The sequence below is a fragment of the Sulfurihydrogenibium subterraneum DSM 15120 genome (assembly GCF_000619805.1).
Lineage (GTDB): Bacteria > Aquificota > Aquificia > Aquificales > Hydrogenothermaceae > Sulfurihydrogenibium > Sulfurihydrogenibium subterraneum.
In genome coordinates, this window is record NZ_JHUV01000010.1 from 88,243 (window position 1) to 108,621 (window position 20,379).

Annotated in this window: 16 protein-coding genes; 14 read left to right on the forward strand and 2 right to left on the reverse strand. The window is 31.6% G+C overall.

Annotation, left to right across the window (positions count from 1 at the left end; all coding sequences use genetic code 11):
* Positions 1 to 26 precede the first annotated feature (26 nt).
* Genes Q385_RS0104835 through Q385_RS08890 form a run of 5 tightly spaced genes read left to right on the forward strand, consistent with a single transcriptional unit; the run spans position 27 to position 5,766 of the window.
* Positions 27 to 1,190: an iron-containing alcohol dehydrogenase gene (locus tag Q385_RS0104835; RefSeq protein WP_028950582.1), complete on the forward strand. Its 1,164-nt coding sequence runs from the start codon at positions 27 to 29 to the stop codon at positions 1,188 to 1,190.
* Positions 1,187 to 1,765 carry a TetR/AcrR family transcriptional regulator gene (locus Q385_RS0104840; protein ID WP_028950583.1) on the forward strand — a complete coding sequence of 193 codons (579 nt, stop codon included), beginning with the start codon at positions 1,187 to 1,189 and terminating at the stop codon, positions 1,763 to 1,765. The genes Q385_RS0104835 and Q385_RS0104840 overlap by 4 nt, the downstream gene beginning before the upstream one ends.
* Complete coding sequence (locus tag Q385_RS0104845) at positions 1,762 to 3,021, forward strand: TolC family protein (protein ID WP_028950584.1); 1,260 nt, start codon at positions 1,762 to 1,764, stop codon at positions 3,019 to 3,021. Before Q385_RS0104840 ends, Q385_RS0104845 begins: the two co-directional genes overlap by 4 nt.
* Complete coding sequence (locus Q385_RS0104850) at positions 3,021 to 4,157, forward strand: HlyD family secretion protein (RefSeq protein ID WP_028950585.1); 1,137 nt, start codon at positions 3,021 to 3,023, stop codon at positions 4,155 to 4,157. The genes Q385_RS0104845 and Q385_RS0104850 overlap by 1 nt, the downstream gene beginning before the upstream one ends.
* A gap of 4 nt (positions 4,158 to 4,161) precedes the next feature.
* Entirely contained in the window at positions 4,162 to 5,766 is a 1,605-nt protein-coding gene (locus tag Q385_RS08890; protein WP_051524398.1) for a DHA2 family efflux MFS transporter permease subunit, read from the forward strand.
* Here Q385_RS08890 and Q385_RS0104860 read toward each other — a convergent pair.
* Complete coding sequence (locus Q385_RS0104860; RefSeq protein ID WP_028950586.1) at positions 5,707 to 6,825, reverse strand: MFS transporter; 1,119 nt, start codon at positions 6,823 to 6,825, stop codon at positions 5,707 to 5,709. The two genes, Q385_RS08890 and Q385_RS0104860, sit on opposite strands and share 60 nt — an antisense overlap.
* Before the next feature lie 60 nt (positions 6,826 to 6,885).
* Between Q385_RS0104860 and Q385_RS0104865 the strand changes: the two genes are divergently transcribed.
* Complete coding sequence (locus Q385_RS0104865) at positions 6,886 to 8,451, forward strand: helicase HerA domain-containing protein (RefSeq protein WP_028950587.1); 1,566 nt, start codon at positions 6,886 to 6,888, stop codon at positions 8,449 to 8,451.
* Entirely contained in the window at positions 8,441 to 9,022 is a 582-nt protein-coding gene (lipB, locus tag Q385_RS0104870) for a lipoyl(octanoyl) transferase LipB (protein ID WP_028950588.1), read from the forward strand. Before Q385_RS0104865 ends, lipB begins: the two co-directional genes overlap by 11 nt.
* Here the strand turns inward: lipB and Q385_RS08895 are convergent.
* Entirely contained in the window at positions 8,994 to 10,976 is a 1,983-nt protein-coding gene (locus Q385_RS08895) for an EAL domain-containing protein (RefSeq protein ID WP_051524399.1), read from the reverse strand. The genes lipB and Q385_RS08895 overlap by 29 nt on opposite strands.
* Positions 10,977 to 11,136: 160 nt before the next feature.
* Between Q385_RS08895 and metG the strand changes: the two genes are divergently transcribed.
* The 7 genes from metG to Q385_RS0104910 are packed head-to-tail and all read left to right on the forward strand — an operon-like array spanning position 11,137 to position 20,378.
* Positions 11,137 to 13,041, forward strand: a complete 1,905-nt coding sequence (metG, locus tag Q385_RS0104880) for a methionine--tRNA ligase (RefSeq protein WP_281169359.1) — start codon at positions 11,137 to 11,139, stop codon at positions 13,039 to 13,041.
* Positions 13,042 to 13,074: 33 nt separating this feature from the next.
* Positions 13,075 to 14,103 carry a hypothetical protein gene (locus Q385_RS09325; protein ID WP_051524400.1) on the forward strand — a complete coding sequence of 343 codons (1,029 nt, stop codon included), beginning with the start codon at positions 13,075 to 13,077 and terminating at the stop codon, positions 14,101 to 14,103.
* Positions 14,090 to 15,814, forward strand: a complete 1,725-nt coding sequence (locus Q385_RS0104890) for an NAD+ synthase (protein ID WP_028950590.1) — start codon at positions 14,090 to 14,092, stop codon at positions 15,812 to 15,814. The genes Q385_RS09325 and Q385_RS0104890 overlap by 14 nt, the downstream gene beginning before the upstream one ends.
* The gene (locus Q385_RS0104895) at positions 15,814 to 17,007 is read left to right on the forward strand and encodes a cation:proton antiporter (protein ID WP_028950591.1); all 1,194 of its coding nucleotides are present in this window, start codon (positions 15,814 to 15,816) and stop codon (positions 17,005 to 17,007) included. Before Q385_RS0104890 ends, Q385_RS0104895 begins: the two co-directional genes overlap by 1 nt.
* 3 nt (positions 17,008 to 17,010) lie before the next feature.
* Complete coding sequence (locus Q385_RS0104900; RefSeq protein ID WP_028950592.1) at positions 17,011 to 17,403, forward strand: EVE domain-containing protein; 393 nt, start codon at positions 17,011 to 17,013, stop codon at positions 17,401 to 17,403.
* Positions 17,404 to 17,412: 9 nt separating this feature from the next.
* Positions 17,413 to 17,727: an MTH1187 family thiamine-binding protein gene (locus tag Q385_RS0104905; protein ID WP_028950593.1), complete on the forward strand. Its 315-nt coding sequence runs from the start codon at positions 17,413 to 17,415 to the stop codon at positions 17,725 to 17,727.
* On the forward strand, positions 17,724 to 20,378 hold the full coding sequence (locus Q385_RS0104910; RefSeq protein WP_028950594.1) for an AAA family ATPase: 2,655 nt from the start codon (positions 17,724 to 17,726) through the stop codon (positions 20,376 to 20,378). Before Q385_RS0104905 ends, Q385_RS0104910 begins: the two co-directional genes overlap by 4 nt.
* Position 20,379: the final 1 nt, after the last annotated feature.

A 20,379-nucleotide genomic window follows, 5' to 3' on the forward strand; every position in this document is an offset into this window, starting at 1 on the left:
ACACTTTGGATAACCAGGTATAAACCATGCACGATTTTGAATTTCACAACCCAACTAAGATAATATTTGGAAGAGGAAAAGAAAACCTTATAGGTAAAGTGTTAAAGGAAGATGGTATTAAAAAAGTATTGTTTGTTTACGGACAGTCTTCCATAAAAAAAACTGGCTTATACGATAGAGTTGTAAACAGTCTTAAGGAGAACGCAGTAGATTTTGTAGAACACGGTGGAGTAAAACCTAACCCTGTTTTATCCCACACAGGGGAAGGAATAGAGAAGGCAAAGAGGGAAAAAGTAGATGCAATTCTATCTGTAGGTGGCGGGTCGGTTTTAGACGAGGGTAAAGCTATAGCAGTAGGAGCTGTAGCAGATAAAGATGTATGGGCGTTTTTTAAAGGAGAGCCTATAACAAACGCTTTACCAAACTATACTATCCTTACGTTAGCAGCAACTGGAAGTGAGATGAACGGTTATGCAGTTATAACAAACGAAGAAACACAGGAAAAGTTGTCTATATCTTCAATTTTGATATATCCAAAAGTATCAATTCTTAATCCAGAATTAACCTTTACAGTATCTCCACAGTATCAAGCTTATGCAGCTGTAGATGCGATAGCACACACTATAGAGTGGTACTTTACCTGCACTGTTTGTCCTAACTTACAAAATAGACTTGTTGAAAGTATAGTTAAAACTGTGATGGAAACTACAGAAAAAATACTTGAAAACCCACAAGACTACAATGCCAGAGCTGAGTTTATGTGGGCTGCCACTCTTGCACTTAACGGCACAACGAGGACAGGTTATGCAGGAGGTGTTTACGTAAACCACATGATTGCTCACTCTCTTGGAGCTCTTTACGACTTACCTCACGGGGCTTGTTTATCTATTGTAATTCCTGCTTGGATGTGGTGGTACAAAGATAAAAATCCAAGTCAGTTTGAAAGATTTGCAAAAGAAATCTTTGGATTAAACAACAAAGAAGAAGGAATTAAAGCATTAAAAAGATGGTTTAAAAAGATAGGATCTCCAGTAGCTCTTCAAGATGCAAACATACCTTCATCTGATATAGATAAGATAGCAAACCACGTTTACCACACAACAGCAGTTCTTTGGGGATTAGATAAAGTCTACACAGTAGATAAGATAAAAGAGATTTTATACCTTGCATTAAGGAGTAATGTAGAGTGAAAGTAGAAACAAGAGAAAAACTCTTAGAGTCAGCAAAAGAACTTTTTTCAAAAAAAGGCTACTACGAGACAAAAATATCAGACATAGTAGAAAAGTCAGGCGTAGCTCAAGGGACTTTTTACATCTACTTTAAAAGTAAAGAGGAGATATTTTTAGAGCTTGTAAAATCACTTCACGAAGACCTTATAAAAAAACTTGAAAAATATATAACCTTAGAAAAAGAATGTGAAGTTTTAATAAAAGATTTTGTAAAAGAGTTTTTAACAGAAGTTTACACAAACAAAGAAATAGCAGATATATTCTTTTCTCAGCTCCTTGGACTAAACCAAGAGTTTAAAAAACTTTACATAAAAAAGATATCAGACATACAAAACCTTATTTTTAAAGTATTAAACAGATTTTTCCCAGAAGAAGAAAGTCAGATTTTATCAACGCTAATACTTGGGTTTATCAGGCAGATATTTTTTAACTGCTTAACAAACAAAAATTTAAGTTTAGACAAGATGCTATCAAAAGCAGAAAAAGGAATTGATATAATTTTTCAAGGAGTATACTCGGAGGGACGAAAAAGTTGAAAAAGTTAATATTTTCTTTAATATTTATCTCATCTGCAAACGCCATAACACTGCAGGAAGCTGTAAATAAAGCATTAGATAACAATAAAGAGCTTCTTTCTTACAAACAGCAGATACAAACTGCAAAATTACAGCTAAAAGTAGATGAAACCCTTTACCTTCCTACCATTTACACCCAAGTATCCCAGAGCTTCTACAACCAAACACCTATGACAAAAATACCAAACTTCCCAGTATCATTTAAACAGTCAAACAGAGAGTTTTTAAAGTTTGATGTAGGTTTTTCCCAGTATCTTTATACTGGAGGCTTGACCCAGTCTAAAATCCGAGCTTCAAAATATAACTTAAAAGCTACAGAAGCTCTCTACAAGGAGAAAGAAAACCAGTTAAAAGCAGAGGTTATAAAAGCCTACATAGATGTTTTTATATCAAAATCTTTGATAGATATTTATAAAAAAGAGCTTGAAGCTGTAGAATCTATATACAAACAACAGGAAGGTTTTTTTCAGCAAGGAATTATAACAAAAGTAGACCTGCTTCAATCTAAAGTAAGACTATCAGAGGTAAAAAGAGACCTTCAACAAGCAGAAGGTAATTATAAAATAGCCTTATCAAGACTTTCCCAGCTTATAGGGGAAGATGTAAAAGATGAAAACTTTGAGCCTGTAAATATAGAGGTAAAGGATATTCCAAATTTAGACACACTAACAGAAACAGCTTATCAGAAAAGAAAAATACTTGATTTTTACAAAGAAAACATCAATCAAGCAGAAAAATTGATAGACATAGAAAAGTCAGCATTTTTACCAAAAATATTTTTACAAGGAGATTACATATACACAAACCAAAGCCCTTACTTAGACCCAAAAGGAAACTTCCTTTTAACTATAGGAGCTTCTATAGAATTTCAGACAACACAACCTTACTACAAAATGCTCCAAGCAAAATCCAACGCCAAAAAGTTAAGGTTTGACCTTCAAGACACAAAAGAGAAAATTAAGTTAGAGTTAAAAACAGCCTACGAAAACTACATCACAGCTAAAGAAAACTACAAGGTTGCATTAGAAAGTCTTGAATATGCAAAAGAGTACTTTGAACTTGTAAAAGAGCAGTACGCTAACCAGCTTGCAACAAACACAGACCTTTTAAACGCAGAGAGCTCCCTAACAAGAGCCTTAGAAAGTAAAGAAATAAACTACTACAACCTTCTAAAATCTTACATAGACATTAAAAAAGCTGTAGGGGAAGATTTATAATGAATGGAAAAGGAAAGAAGATAGGACTTATTATAGTAGTAGTTTTAATACTGGTTTTTCTTATTTACGCAGTTAGATGGATAAACCACAGAATGAAGTATGCAATATCCGACGCTGTTTTTGTAGAGTCTGAATATCTTTCAAACATTGGCTTTTACAGAGTTTCAGGAAAGATAATTCAGCTTTACAAAAAAGAGTCTGACCAAGTAAAAGCAGGAGAAGTGATAGCAAAGATAGACGATACAGACTACAAGCTACAAGTTCAAGCGTTAGAAAAAGAGATAGAATCTTTAACGTATCAGAAAAAACAACTTGAAAACCAGCTTGAAAGAGTGGCAAAAGAAACAGATATAAACGAAAGTATAACAGCTTTAACAGTTCAAGAGCTAAATAAGAAATTAGAAAGTTTAAAAGCTCAAAAAGACCAGATAGAAGCCCAGCTTAAATTAGCTCAAAAAGACGAAGAAAGGTACAGAAACCTTTTAGAAAAAGGACTTGTTTCTAAAAGAAAGTATGAAGAAGTAAAAACAAATCTTGAAGTTTTAGAAAAACAAAAGTTAGCAGTAGAAAAAAATATAGCTGAGCTTAAAATTTCCATAGAAAAATCTAAAAAAGCTGTAGAGTATGCCCAAACACAGAAAAGTATAACCCAAGAGATACAAGACCAAATAAACTCAGCAAATAGTCAGATAGAATCTTTAATTAAAAAGAAACAAGACCTTGAAAATCAGTTAAAGTACACAGAGTTAACAGCTCCATTTAATGGTGTTGTTGCTAAAAAGTTTGTTTCTATAGGTGATGTAGTTAAAGCAGGACAACCTGTTTACGCTATATTAAAATCAGACAGTTTCTACGTAAAAGTACTACTTGAAGAGACTAAATTAGAAGGTGTAAAAGTTGGTAATAAAGCTTACATAAAGTTAGACGCTTACCCTGACAAAACCTTTGAAGGTGTTGTTGAAAGTATAGACGTTGCTTCAGCTGCAAAGTTTGCATTAGTTCCAAGGGATATATCAGCAGGAGAGTTTACAAAGTTAGCTCAAAGAATACCTGTAAAAATAAAGATAATCAAAGGAGATATGTCTTTACTTAGAGTTGGATTAGGTGGTAAAGTAGAGATAGAAAAAATCAGGTGAACAAATGGAAGATACAAGACCGATTTATGAAAGGATAACAAACTTAGAGAGAGCTTTAATAACTTTTATAGTTATGAGTGGAGCCTTTATGGCTATCCTAGATACTACAATAGTTGACGTTGTCGTTCCTAAGATGATGGGACCTCTTCAAACAGACCTTTACGGTATTCAATGGGTTATAACCGCTTATATGATTGCTTCAGCTGTAATGCTAATACTTTCAGAGTGGCTTGATAAGGTAATTGGTCTTAGAAAGGTCTTTATAGCTGGGATAGTTCTTTTTACAGTTTCTTCTTTTATGTGTGGTCAAGCTCAAAACTTAGACTGGATGATTACTTCAAGGGTTTTTCAAGGTATAGGAGAAGCTCTGATAATGGCTACAGCTCAAACAATACTTTTTTCTGTATACCCACTGGAAAAGAAAGGTATGGCTATGGGAATATTTGGACTTGGTGTAAGCTTTGCTCCTGCTTTAGGACCTACATTAGGAGGATACATTACAGAGTATTTAGATTGGAGATGGGTATTTTTTATAAACATTCCATTTGGTATTTTAACAACTATCTTAGCTATATTTTACCTGCCTGAAACGAGTATGATAAGAGAAAAGGCAAAACTAAACTTTGTATCTTACTTTTTCTTATCTGTTTTTACAATATCACTTTTGATTTTTCTATCTAAAGGACAACAGCTTGGCTGGTTTATGTCAGATACAATTGTTTACCTTTTTATAGTATCTATACTGTCTTTACTTTTATACATTTTATCTGAAATCCTCTCAAAAGAGCCATTGATAGATTTTAGAATATTTCTTATAAAAGAGTACTTTGTAGGATTTTCTGTTTTCTTTTTACTACTTGGATTTTCAATGTATCAGGTTTTTTACTTGCTACCTCTTTACTACGAGAACCTGAAAGGACTATCAACCTTTGACGCTGGATTACATATACTTGCTTTTGCAATGTTTATAGCTATTTTTTCACCTGTTGCAGGAATACTTTCAGACAAATGGAACGAAAGGTATGTTTTATACATAGCAACTGTTATATATCTTGTTTCTTCTATTTTTATCCTTCCAAATCTTGACTATTACACCCCTAAAATTAGAGCTGCAGTTATGACCATACCCCTTGGAATATCAATGGGAATGTTTTTTGCTCCTGTGACTACGTTAGCACTTAGGAAGCTTGGAGAGAAAACATCTTTAGGAACTGGACTTATGCACTATGGAAGGTTCGTAGGAGGGTCTTTTGGAACTGCAATAGCTACAAACGACCTATACAGACACCAGTGGGAACATTTTGAAGGTATTAACGCAATGCAAAACAATACCTATGTTCAAAGTTTTATAGATAAAGTAAAAGAGAGTTTAGTATCTTTACCAGACCAGATAGCAGAAGCAAAGGCAAAAGCACTACTTTACAGTGTTGAATATCTACAAAGTTTAAACTTTTCATTTCAAGATACTTTTTTCATAGCTGGACTGTTTGGTTTGTTTGGCTCACTACCTGTTATATATATGTTTATAACGGATATGATTCATAAAAATTCAAACTCTAATAAATTTATGAATGTAGAACAACGAGAGAAAAGCTACAAAAGTACCTAATAAAAATGGAGCATTACTTGAAAAATAATCCCATAAATATCCACTTACAAATGAAGATATGAAGCTACTTACACCAATAACAAAGTGATAAACTCCAAAAACAAATCCTTTTCTAAATTTAACCCTTTTACCAACGGTAGCCCATACACCTATTTCTAAAAAAGCCTCTCCAACAGCAAGAGTTATAAGCCCTAGGGGAGGAAAGATAATTAAAAGAAGATTAGAAAGTATAAATATTACGACTGTAATGTAAAGAAAATTTTTCAAATTTAAACTATCATATACTCTACCTGCAAAATATGTAGAAACCAGCAATACAAAACCAAATATTAAATACATTCCTAAGGCAAAAGATTCACTCTTAAGAAAATCGTAAACTTTCAAAATAAAAAAAGAATATCCAAAGTTTACAAAAGAAAACAGAAAGAAAAAAATTAATATTGAAGGTTCAAATATTTTCCAAGATATTTTTTTCTTCTCTACCTTTTTATCCAACTTTATAGATGTAAAGAAAACTAAAAAGAAAGTAAAAACAACAAATGTTCCCAGTATCAAGAAATACACGTACCTGTATCCAAACTTATTCAATAAAATCAAAGAAATCAAAAAGGCTAAAAATATACCGATTAACTCTCCTAAGTTTTCAAAGATTTTATTTAAACTAAAAATCTTTCCCATTTCTTTTTTATACACAGTAGACAGAATTTTATCTTTAACAGGAATAAAAATTCCTTCTCCAATACTTTTAAACAACACTGATATTAGAGCATCAGCCCATTTTGTAGAAAAAGCCATATAAACGTACGAAAACAGTAAGGACGATAAACCAAAAGAAAGAAGCTTTTTCTTATCTTTTATATCTGATAAGTATCCACCAAAAATTTTTATGAGATTGGAAAATGCTTCACCTAATCCATCTATAAGTCCAACAATAACCATCGATGCGGAAAAATACTTAACCAAAATAAAAGGTAGTAAAGTTTCGTAAACTTCTGTTGAAACTGTTATAAAAAATGTAGCTAAGTTTATGTATATGATAGTTTTTTTACTTAACTTCACCTTCTTCCCCTGTGCTATAATGAAAGAATAATTATACTACTTCACAAAGAGGCTAAAAATATGGAAAAAATAGGCATCTGTGTAGGAACTACAAGCCCAAACAGAGTAATGTTTATATCTCAAAACCCCATAAAGTTAGGTCAGTTTGTAAATTTAAGATACACAGAAAACGGTAAAGAAAATAAATTACTTGGAATGGTTATAAACGTTCAAAGGAAAAACACATACATTCCAGAAGACCTACCAAGTATAAACAACTACGAAAGACTGTTTCAAGAAAGTGCAAAAGATACAAAAGTAATAGGAGAAATTCAAATATTGGGAGAAATTATAGAGACCCAAGACCAAGTCTTTTTACAGCTCCAGAGAGTCCCACCACTTCCAGCGTCAGAAGTTTTAAAACCTGACCTTAAAGTGTTAGAAAAACTCTTTGGTGCAAAAAGTAAAAGCCACATAAGAATAGGAAAACTACTGGCAGAAGATGAAGAAATCCCTGTTTACATAGACGTAAATCAGATAGTTTTAAGACATCTGGCTATTTTAGCAATTACAGGAGCTGGAAAGTCAAACACAGTATCAGTTTTACTTGAAAACATAGTTAACTTAAAAGGAACAGTTGTAGTATTTGACTTTCACGGAGAATATACAAAATCAGAATTTAAAAGAGATGGTAAAAATGTTGTAAATGTAATAAAACCAGTAGTTGACCCAACTACCCTTGATATAAGAGATTTTGCAAAACTTATAGGAATAAAGTACAATGCAACAGTTCAATTTAGATACTTTAAAATTGCCGTTGATAGAGTAATACAGAGAATCCAAGATGAAAAAGGAAACGACTGGAAAAGATGGATAAATACAGATGAGTTTTTCTACAGATTAGAACAAGAGCTTGAAAGCTGGTTAGATGACGATAACGATGACGTACCTATTAAAGGAAAAATAAGAGAAGACTCATTATACGAGGTTATAAACAAATTAAACGACACTCAAAATGAGCTTAGCCACATAATAAAAATAGGTGCAAAAGATTTAATAGAAAACATTCAGGCAGGAAAGATAAACGTATTTGACCTGTCAGAAGTAGATGAAGATGTAGCAGATGCAATAGTGTCAAACATACTAAAACACGCTTTAGAAGAAAGGAAAAAAGCGGTAAGAGGAAAAGATTCTAAACTTGAAAAGCCTATACTTGTAGTAGTAGAAGAAGCTCACATTCTTGCAGGAGATAAAATAGATACAGACTCAAAATACTATATGATGAGAATAGCAAGGGAAGGAAGAAAGTTTGGACTGGGACTGTGTATAGTAACCCAAAGACCAAAAGGATTAGACAAAGAGATACTGTCTCAGATGAATAATATGATTATCTTAAAGTTAGTTGAACCAGAAGACCAAAAACACGTCCAAAGTGCAAGTGAAGCTCTATCTTCGGAGTTGATGAGCTACCTTCCATCTTTAAACCCTGGAGAAGCCATAATAATAGGAAATATGACAAAACTACCTTTACTGGTAAAAATTGACAAAGCAAAAGGAAAACTACAAGGAAACGATATTCCAGTTGTAGACCTATGGACTATTACAGAAGAAAAAAGAGGAGACCTTCAAGCTTTAGATGAGTTTTAAAATCATTGATTTAGGTATTGTAGATTACTTAGAAGGCTATGAAGAGATGAAAACTATTCATTCTAAGGCTGTAGAATCAGGAGAAAACTATCTTATACTCTGTCAACATTATGATGTTTACACAGTAGGAGAGAATGAAAAGGAAGAGAACTTCCCCGTTCCTGTAATAAAAACAGACAGAGGAGGCTCTATAACTTTCCATGGAATTGGACAGCCTATTTTTTACTTTGTTTTTAGGGTAAACAGTCCAAAGGTATTTTACAGAAAAGTAATAAAATCTTTTGATGAAGTCTTTAAAGCTTTGTCGGACAAAATCTATCACGATTTTAAAAATCCTGGTTTTTACATAGAAAATAGGAAGTTAGCTTCGCTAGGGTTTAGATACTCAAAAGGCTATTCTCTTCACGGTGTTGCAGTAAATCACAGTGTAGACCTTGAAAAATTCAATATTATAAAACCTTGCAATTTAGAAGGCTACAGTGCTACTTCATTAATAGCAGAAGGAATAAACATAGATATAGATACTTTAAAAAGTGAAGTAGTTAAGAAGCTGTATCAAAATTTTCGGTAATTTTATCTTTAGGTTCACTTATGTAATAACCCTGAGAGTAGTCTATACCTAACTCTTTTACTTTTTCAAAAACTTCTTTACAGTGGACAAATTCTGCAATTGTTTTTATACCTAATTTTTTTGCAAGGTTTACTATGTTTTCTACTATTATTTGAGAGTTTTTATCTTGGTGTATGTTTTTTATTAATGACGCATCTATCTTTATATAATCTACGTCAAGCTTTAATATGTAAGCAAAGTTTGAATATCCAGAACCAAAATCATCTATAGCCACTTTAGCTCCAAATTTTTTTACATTTTTTATAAATCCAGATACATTTTCGTAGTTTTCAATACCTTCTGACTCTAATATCTCAAAGGTTATTTTTAAATCTTTTTCCCTTAAAGTTTTTATAATTTCAGTTGATATTTCCTCGTTTAGTATGTCTAAAACAGATAAGTTTATAGAAATCTCATAATCTGTTGCATACTTTACAGCTTCTTTGAACACTTTTTTTGTTATAGCAGTATAAAGTTTAGATTTTTTAGCAATATCTAAAAAGTAATAAGGACTATAAATCATATCATCTATTTTTACTCTTATAAGGCTTTCATATTTTCCTAACTTATTTGTTTGATTGTTTAAGATAGGCTGATAATAAACTAAAAATCCATCTTCATCTATAGCTTTTTTTAGATTTCTTACCCATGATATGTTGTTTTGATAAACCTCTTGAATTTTTAAAGTTTCATCGTAACAAACAAAATTTTTCTTATTTTGTTTTGCATACTTTAAGGCCATATCAGCTTTTTCTAAAGCTTTTGTTTCGTCTTTACTTCCTTCTGCAGCTCCTATAGTAATGTCTAAGTTTATAGATAATCCTTCAACTTCGAAAGGTTTTGATTGAACTTGGTGAAGAATCTCATTTACTAAAGATTCAAGGAAAGTTTTTGGATAAAATCTGTCTATTAGTATTAAAAATTCATCACCAGATAATTTATAAACGTTGAAGTTATGTTTTTCTGCAATCTCTTTTAATCTTTTTCCTAAAGCATTTAAGAGTTTATCACCTATATCCACTCCATAAACATCATTTATCTCTTTAAATGAATCTATGTTTATAACAAGGATTCTATAATCTGTTAGATTTTTTAAATCTTCCATAAGCTTAATCCTGTTTGGAAGATTAGTTAATTTGTCTAAATAAATCAACTGTTTTTCTAAAGATTTATCTTTTTTTATTCCAATAATATTTGATATTTCACCATTTTCGTCATATAGAGCAAATGCAAAAAGCTCTACATCTTTATATTCACCAGATTTTGTTTTGATTCTAATTTCTCCTAAATAAGAACCTTTGGATTTAACTTCTTGAAATATTTTTTCTAAGTCTTCTTTTTTTAAATGAATAGAAGGAGTTTTTCCAATAAGTTCTTCGATAGAGTACCCTATTAAATTTTCATGGGCTTTGTTTTGTTCCAGATAATAACCATTTTTATCTAAAATAGCAACTGCATCACTAATATTCAAGAAAATACTGTATATAAGTTCATACCTTTTTTCTAAATATGTTTTGAGTCTCTGAAGTTGCTTGTTTATATTATCTAAATGAGTTAAGTCTCTTGCATTTACTATAAGATACTCTATATCTCCCTTTTCATTGTAAAGGGCATTTACGTTTTTAACTACATGAACCAGTGTTCCGTCTTTCCTTCTAAAAACAGTCTCTTGGTCTAAACATTTTCCAGTTGATTTCACAGATATCATACAAGCGTTATAAATACTTTCTTCTGTTGCAATTTCTCGTATATGTCTTCCTATAACCTCTTCTTTACTGTAGCCTAAAATTTCTGTAAAAGATTCATTTACATAAAGGATTTTACCGTTTAAATCTATCGTAAAAATAATATCTGGAGAGTTATCTATTATTTTACATAAAAGCTCAAAGTTTTGTGCTGTATCTTTTAAAAACATATAACCTCACAATTTAAAATTCATTCATTATATTATCGTCGTTTTTTTGAAAAAATTTAATCTTAAATTTGTCGATAAAGGTTCTTTAGAAAAATTTTTCAGATTTAGTGTAAATTTTTCCCTTTTAATTAATTGTATTACCATTTTTTGTTATAATTTTATAAAATCCTTACAAGAGGTGAAAATGCTGAGTAAATTTTATATAACAACACCTATCTACTACGTCAACGACGTACCACATTTAGGACATGCCTATACAACTATTGCCTGTGATGTTATGGCAAGGTATTACAGACAAAAAGGAATAGATACATTCTTTCTAACAGGGACTGATGAACACGGGCAAAAAATCCAAAAAGTAGCTGAAGAAAAAGGTATCCATCCAAAAGATTTAGCTGACAAGACCCATCTATCTTTTAAAAATCTTTGGGAAAAGTTAAATATATCTTACGATAGATTTATAAGGACAACAGACCCAGACCACATAAAGGCAGTTCAACATATTTTCCAAAAATGTTATGAAAATGGAGATATATACTTAGCAGAGTATGAAAGCTACTACTGTGTAGGTTGTGAAGAGTTTAAAACAGAGACAGAGATAAAAGATTACGACTATAAATGTCCTATCCATTTAAAACCATGTGAAAAAGTTAAAGAGGAAAGTTATTTCTTTAGATTGTCTAAGTATACTGATAAATTACTTGAGTTTTATGAAAAAAATCCAGATTTTATCCAGCCAGAGTTTAGAAAAAACGAAGTTGTATCATTTGTAAAGCAAGGATTAAAAGATTTATCTGTTTCAAGGAAAAGAGAGAGAGTTTGGTGGGGCATCCCAGTTCCTTTTGATGAAAGCCACACGATATACGTCTGGTTTGATGCTTTAACAAACTACCTTACAGCTGTAGGTTATCCTGATAACTTAAACAAGTTCTGGCCAGCTGACGTTCACGTAGTTGGTAAAGATATACTAAGATTCCACGCAGTTTACTGGCCTGCGTTTTTAATGAGTGCAGGCATTGAAATACCTAAAAAAGTTTTTGCTCACGGCTGGTGGACTGTAGAAGGACATAAGATGTCTAAGTCGTTAGGAAATGTAGTAGACCCATTTAAAGCTGCAGATGATTACGGAGTTGACCAACTGAGATATTTTTTACTAAGAGAAGTGCCTTTTGGACTTGATGGAGATTTTTCAAATCAAGCAGTTGTAAACAGGATAAACTCTGACCTTGCCAACGACCTTGGAAACTTAATATCAAGAAGCTTAACGATGGTTCAAAAATTTCAAGAAGGAAATGTCCTACCTTACACACAATTAACAGGTTTAGAAAGCGAGTATAAAAATATTTACGAAAAAACATTAAAAAACTTTGATAGCTATCTATCAAATTTAGAGTTTAGTAGAGCCTTAGAAGAAGTATGGCAATTTATAGATTGGCTAAACAAGTACATAGTAAAAGTAGAACCTTGGAAGTTAAACAAAGAAAATAAAGAATATTTAAAAACTGTTTTATACGTTTTGGCTGATGGAATATACGCTATTTTATGGATGTTAAAACCGTTTATGCCTACAAAGACTCAAGAAGCTCTAAATATGCTTGGATACACTGAAATTAAAAACAGTGTACAACCTTTTTCACTGCAAGCTAACATAAAAATTCAAGAAGTAAAACCACTATTTCCAAGAATAGAAATTAAGCAAGAGGAGAAGAAAATGGAAGAAAAACAAGAAGTAAAACAAGAAGAATACATAACCATTGATGATTTTGCAAAGATAAAGATGAAAGTAGGAAAAGTTTTAGAAGCTGAGAAAGTTGAAAAATCAGACAAACTACTAAAATTAAAAGTAAGTCTTGGAGACGAAGAAAGAACTATAGTATCTGGTATAGCACAGTACTACAAACCGCAGGAGCTGATTGGTAAGTACGTAATAGTCCTTGCTAACTTAAAACCAAGGAAGATTTTTGGAATAGAGTCCCACGGAATGCTACTTGCAGCAAAAGACGGAGAAAGATTAACTATTTTAACAGTAGATAAAGAGGTTGATGTAGGTAGTCCAGTATCATAGATTTATAAGTATCATCTTTAAGAGGTAAACTCTATGGCTACTGTAGAAGAGAGAGTAGATAGACTTGAACATCTTGTAGAAGATTTAGCAAAAGTTTTAGAAGCAAACTTTGAAAGAGTTTACGACATACTGCTTAAAAATGAGCTTCTAACCAAAGAAAGATTTAGAGAATGGGAAAAACGTTTTGAAAGAGAACGATTAGAGTGGAACGAAAGATTTGAAAGAGAAAGAAAACAACGGGAAGAGGAAAGAAAGAAAGACAGAGAAGAATGGCTGAAAAAACTTGAAGAGGAAAGAAAACAAAGAGAAGAAGAAAGAAGAAAAGACAGGGAAGAATGGCTGAAAAAACTGGAAGAAGAAAGAAAACAAGGAGAAGAAGAAAGAAAGAAAGACAGGGAAGAGTGGCTGAAAAAACTGGAAGAAGAAAGAAAACAAAGAGAAGAAGAGAGGAAAAAAGACTGGGAAGAATGGAACAGGAAGCTGGAAGAGGACTTTAAAAAGTGGAATGAAAAACTGGAAAAAGAGAGACAAGAATGGCTGAAAAAATTAGAAGAAGAAAAAAGAGCGTGGGAAGAAAAATTTGAAAAAGAAAAAGAGATTGCAAACAAGAGATGGGCTGAGATTAGTGATAGACTTGGAACTTTAGTAGAAGATATAGTAGCACCAAACATAAGAACTATCGCTCAGAAATATTTTAGCTGTGTTGATGTTGAGTTTGAAGGTATAAGAGTCAAAAAGCAAAATACTATAGATAAAAGTAAAAGAAGAGAGTTTGACTTTATAGTAGTCTGTGAAGAAGTTGTAGTGTTAAATGAGACAAAATCAAAACCAAGAGCTGAAGATGTAATAAAATTTGCAGAATTTATCAGTAGTAAAAAATTTTTTGAATACTTCCCAGAGTATAAAAATAAAAAACTTATCCCAGTATTTTCTTCAATATACTTAAGTGAAGATATAGTAAACCTTTTGACAAAAAATGGTATATACGCCCTTGCTTTTAAAGGGTCTGAAATGGATTTACTAAACTACAGTGAGGTAAAAAAAGGCTTTGAGAAAAATTAGAGTAGCACTTGGACAGATAAACCCAATTGTTGGTGATTTTGACTATAACCTGCAGAAAATTTTAGACTACATAAAAAAAGCTAAAGATTTACAGGTAGATATTATAGCATTCCCAGAACTTGCTTTAACAGGATATCCACCAGAAGACCTTATTTTAAAGCCTTCCTTTATTGAGAAAAATCTACATTACATAAAAAAAATAGCAGAAAATGTTGAAGATATAATAGCTATAGTTGGCTTTATTGATAAAAAAGAAGACATATACAATGCAGCTGCAATTATACATAATAAAAATATAATCGCCACATACCACAAACAGTTTTTACCTAACTATGGAGTTTTTGACGAAAACAGATACTTCCAAAAAGGAAATGGGTTAACAGTATTTGAGATAGAAGGTTATAAGTTTGGAGTATCTATATGTGAAGATATTTGGTATCCAGAAAATCCTATAAATACTTATGCAGTGGAAGGTTGTGAAGTTGTTTTCAACATTAACGCATCACCTTACAGTGAGGGAAAAGTTAAGAAAAGAGAAGAGCTTTTAAAAGTTAGGTCAAGGGATAACCTTGTATCAATTGCTTACGTAAATCTTGTCGGTGGACAGGATGAGCTTGTTTTTGATGGAAACAGCTTTTTTGTAAATCCAAACGGAGAAATCCTTGCTAAAGGAAAGTCTTTTGAAGAAGACTTAATAGTTGCAGATATAGATTTAGATGAGATATTTAGATATCAGTTAAGAGATAACAGACTAAAAAATTTAAGGTCTGAATATAAAAGGTCAGAAAATGTAAAATTTATAAAACTTGATTATCAGATAAAAGAAAAAATAGTCAACATAGAACAAAAAATAATCCTTGATACATCGGAAGTAGAAAACACGTATAACGCCCTTGTTTTAGGACTTAGGGACTATATAACAAAAAACGGATTTAAAAAAGTCGTAATAGGTCTTAGTGGAGGAGTAGACAGCTCCTTAGTTGCAACTATTGCAGTAGATGCCCTTGGTAGTGAAAACGTAAAAGGTGTGCTTATGCCTTCTCCTTATACATCAAAAGAGTCTATTGAAGATGCCCTTGAGCTTGCTAAAAATTTAAATATAGAAACTTTTACCATTCCTATAACAAACATTTTTCAGACTTACTTAAACGAATTTAAAGAGATTTTTAAAGGATTAAATCCAGATACAACAGAAGAAAACCTTCAGGCAAGAATAAGAGGAAATATCCTTATGGCTCTTTCTAACAAGTTTGGCTGGATAGTCCTTGCAACAGGAAACAAAAGTGAGATGAGTGTAGGATATTCAACACTTTACGGTGATATGGTAGGAGGCTTTGCGGTTATAAAAGACGTTTTAAAAACAAAAGTTTATCAGCTTTGTGAATATAGAAACAGCATATCAAAGGTTATTCCTGACAGAGTTTTAACAAAACCACCTTCAGCAGAGCTTAGACCTAACCAAACAGACGAAGCAGAGCTTGCACCTTACCATATCTTAGATGAGATAATAAAAATGTACGTAGAACAAGATTACTCTGTAGAAGAGATTATAAAAGCTGGATTTGACGAAAAAACAGTTAAAAAGATTGTAAAACTGATAGATGCAAACGAGTATAAAAGAAGACAGTCTCCAATAGGTATAAAAATAACAGAGAGAGCTTTTGGAAAAGATAGAAGAATGCCAATAACTAACAGATTTAGAGAAATATAATGGATTTACATTATCTGTTTTTATCATTAGCAGTAATAATATTTGTAGGAAGGGTTTTAGGAGATTTATTTAATAAGTTTGGTATTCCGTCAGTTTTAGGTGAGATTTTAGCAGGAATCATACTTGGAACAAGTGTTTTAGGTATTATTCAAATAAACGATGCAATAAAAGTCTTAGCAGAGATAGGTATAATCCTTCTTTTGTTTAAAGTAGGTCTTGAAGCTGATATTCACCAACTTAAAAAAGTCGGAATTTCTGCATTTGTAGTTGCAACGGTAGGAGCTACTCTTCCAATGGTATTTGGAAGTCTGATAAGTTATTACCTTTTTAACCTTCCCCTTGCAACATCACTGTTTATAGGAGGAACGTTAACTGCAACAAGTATAGGTATCACAGTAAAAGTCTTAACAGACCTTGGTAAGATGAATCAAAGATTTGCTCAGATAGTTTTAGCCGCAGCTGTGTTAGACGATATTTTTGGAGTGATAGTTTTAGCAGTACTTTACGAGTTTGCAAAAAAAGGAACTGTTGATTTAGCAGGAATTTTTACAATGGTTTTTTACATTGCCACATTCTTCATACTTGCACCTATAATAGCTAAAATTCTTGCTAAGTTAATTAATATCTTTGCCATAAAGTTAAAAAGTGAAGAGTTTATTCCAGTTGCTGTAATGTCTTTAATTTTCTTTTTTGCGTTTTTATCTCACGAAGTTGGATCACCTGAGATATTAGGGGCATTTACAGTAGGCCTTGCCCTTTCGCGAAGATTTGTAATACCTTTTGCAATGTTTTTAAAAATAGAAGAAAAAGAAAAGATGGCACAAAAAGTAGAACATTCAATAGACCCTCTTGTAGCAATACTTACACCTATATTTTTTGTTTCAATAGGACTTAGTTTAAACTTAAAAGCAATTGACTTTACATCTTTAGAATTTTGGAAGCTCTCTACTGTTTTACTTGTGGTTGCAATACTTGGAAAGGTTTTATCAGGATTTTTTGTAAGAGGAAGTAAAAAAGAAAGACTACTTATAGGTTTTTCAATGCTTCCACGGGGAGAAGTAGGTTTAATATTTGCAGAGCTTGGAAAACAATCAAAACTGTTCGATGACCTACTTTACGCTGTTATAATATTTGTAGTAGCTTTTACAACTTTAATAGCACCTATAATACTAAAACAGATTGCTAAGGATTAAAAAATGGAAAACTACTATTTACTCAAAACAGAGCCTACAGAGTATTCATATGACGATTTAGAAAGAGAAGGTAAAACAGTCTGGAACGGTGTCAAAAACCCGCTTGCCCAAAAGTTTATAAAAAGTATGAAAAAATCAGACAAGGTTTTTATATACCATACAGGAAACGAAAAAGCTATTGTAGGACTTGGAGAAGTTATGTCAGATCCTTACTTAGATGAAAATAATCTTTATGTTGTAGATATCAAACCTTTAAAAAGATTAAAACCTTTAACTTTAAAAGAGATAAAATCTATGCCAGAATTTAAAGATTTTTACTTAGTAAAAATGCCAAGGTTAAGTGTAATGCCTGTGCCAGAGAATCTGGTAAAATTAATATTAGAAAAAACAACCTGAGGTTAAGGTATGTCATTTTTAGTTGAGTTTTCAATGTTTCCTACAGATAAAGGAGAAAGTGTAAGCCAGTATGTAAGCAGAATAATAAATATGATAGACAGCTCAGGCGTACCTTACAAACTAACACCTATGGGAACAGTTTTTGAGACAAACACAATGGAAGAAGCTCTCAACATAATAAACCAAGCGTATAAACAACTTGAACCAGACTGCAACAGAGTTTATACAGTTATAAAGATGGACATAAGAAAAAATACAGAAAACAGAATAGAAGGAAAAGTAAAATCAGTAGAAGAAAAGTTAGGTAAAGAAGTGAGAAAATGATACTTACAAGACTTACTTTAAAAAACTTTTTAGCTCACGAAAACACACAGATAGAGTTTTCCCAATCTGGTATTACGGCTATAATAGGAGAAAATGGCTCTGGTAAAACATCTATTTTGGAAGGAATTATGTTTGCCCTTTTTGGAAGGTCATCTAAAGGAAATCAAGCAGATTTAATCAAATGGGGAAGAAGTAAAGCAGTAGTAGAACTTGAATTTATAAAAAACGGCATTACCTACAAAATAGTTAGAGAGTTAGATAAAAAAGGTAAAAATGTATCCTCAACCTCACTACTTTACAAAGTAGAAAATGGTAGAACAATATTGGAAAGACAAAAAAACCTAAAACAAGAGCTTCCTAAAATAACTGGTATATCAGAAAAAACATTTTTAAACTCAGTCTTAATAAGACAAGGAGAGATAGAAGGCTTTATAAAACAAAAACCATCAGACAGAGAAAAAACAATTGAAGAAATCTTAGACCTTCACCTTTACGCTAAACTATTAGAAAAGTACGCAGATAAAAGAAAAAATTATGAAAAACAGTTAGATATACTAAAATCAGAAAAAATAGACAAACAAGCAATAACAGACCAGATACAAGTAATAACAGACCAGATAAACCAGTTAGAGACTATCTTAAACCAACTAAACCATCAAAAACAAAATTTAGACCAAGAGTTAAAACAGATAGAAGATAAAATAATCCTATATAACCAGTTAGAAAATGAAAAAAAACTAATACAAGCAAACCTTAACAATATAAACCAAAAAATACAAGAGATAAACAAAAAACTTGTAGAAATACAGAACATAAAACAACAGCTTCCAGAATTACAGAAAAAAGTTATACAACTCCAAGACCTTGAAGAACTTTATAATAAGCTACAAAAATTAGAAAATCTTTACATTAGATTATCCCAGATAGAGAAAGATTTAGAAGAAATTCAGCAAAAGATAGACTTTAAACAAAAATTCCAGCCTATTTATCAGCAGATTATAGAAAAACAACAAAACCTTATACAACTATCCCAAGAAATTATCAAGTTGGAAAACATTAAGGGAGAGATTGGACAGATTGAGAAACTTATAACAGAAAAACAAAAAGACCTTCAAATAAAAAAACAAAAGTACGATCAAATTGTAAAACAGTTATTACAGTATTATTCAAAATTTCAGCAACTGTTCTTAAATCCACACATGGTAAACGAGCATATAAACCAAAACAAATTCAAGATAGAATACCTTACAAATGAGCTTGATATAATTAAGCAAGAGAAAACAAGTATAGAAGCCGAAGGCAAACAGCTGAAAGAAAGATTATCAAATCTGTCCTCAATTCAAGGCGATTGTCCAACCTGTGGAAGACCCCTAGAAGAACATCAAAAACAAGAACTTATAAACGAAATAAACAAAGTATTAGAAGAAAAAAGAGTTAAACATAAACAGCTCTCCCAGAAACAAAAAGAGATAGAAGAAGAGTTAAAAAAACAAAAAGAGATAGAACAGCTCCTTAACCAGCTAAAACCCATATACGACAGTATTAAAGAAGTAGAAAACGAAATATCAACTTACACAGCAAAACTAAAAGCAAAACAACACCAAATAAAGGACTTAGACCAGTTAAAACTCCAAAAGGATGAGATAGAAAAGTTTATATCAGCTCACACACAAGACTTTGGATACTACCAAAAAATACTACAAGAAAACCTTAAAGAAATTAAAACAAATCTAATAGAAGAAAAAAACACAATCTTAAAAGATATAGAAAACATAGGTTTAAAAGTTGAACCAGTACAGATAAAGCAAGAAATTTCTCAAATTAGCCAACAAATTCAGCAGTTAAAACCTTACAAAGATAGATATAATCAGCTTCTGCCTAAAATAAACGAAGAAGACATTTTAAAAAATCAACTACAAGAGAGCGAGAATACTAAAAACCAATTAGAAAAACAGCTACAGGAAACAAAAAATAAATTACAAAATTTAGACATTAAAACCATTCAAGAGGAAAGAGAAAAGATAAAAACTCAAATAGAAGAAAAAAATAAAGAAATATCAGAAAAAAATCAGCAATTTGGACACCTGCAAGGTCAAAAAAGTATATTAGAAGACACATTAAAAAAAGCTCAAGAACAAGAAGAAAAAATAACCCAGATATCAGAAAAAGTTAAAAAGTACTACAAAGTAGAAAATGCTATTGATCAGATACAAAAACTCTTAAAAGAAAACGCTATATACAACCTTCCCAAAATTACAGAAGAGATATTCAACAGATTTGGATTTAATCAGTTTATTAACCTTAAGTTTTCAGAAAAGTACGATATTGTTTTAACAGCAAACGCAGTCTCATCTTCTAACGTAGAAGTAAACATAGATGCTTTAAGTGGTGGACAGAGAGTGGCACTTTCAATTGCTTTAAGACTTGCCATAGCAAAACTACTCAATGAAAAAGCAGACTTTTTAATATTAGATGAACCTACAATATTTTTAGATGATGAAAGGAAGAAAGAGCTTGTTGACCTCTTTGGAGAGCTAAAAGAAAATAACTTTATAAAACAACTTATAATAACAACCCACGACGAAGAGTTAGAAGGCTGGGCTAACGTAATATATAAAGTAAAAGACGGCTCTGTAGAGCTAATAAGCTAAA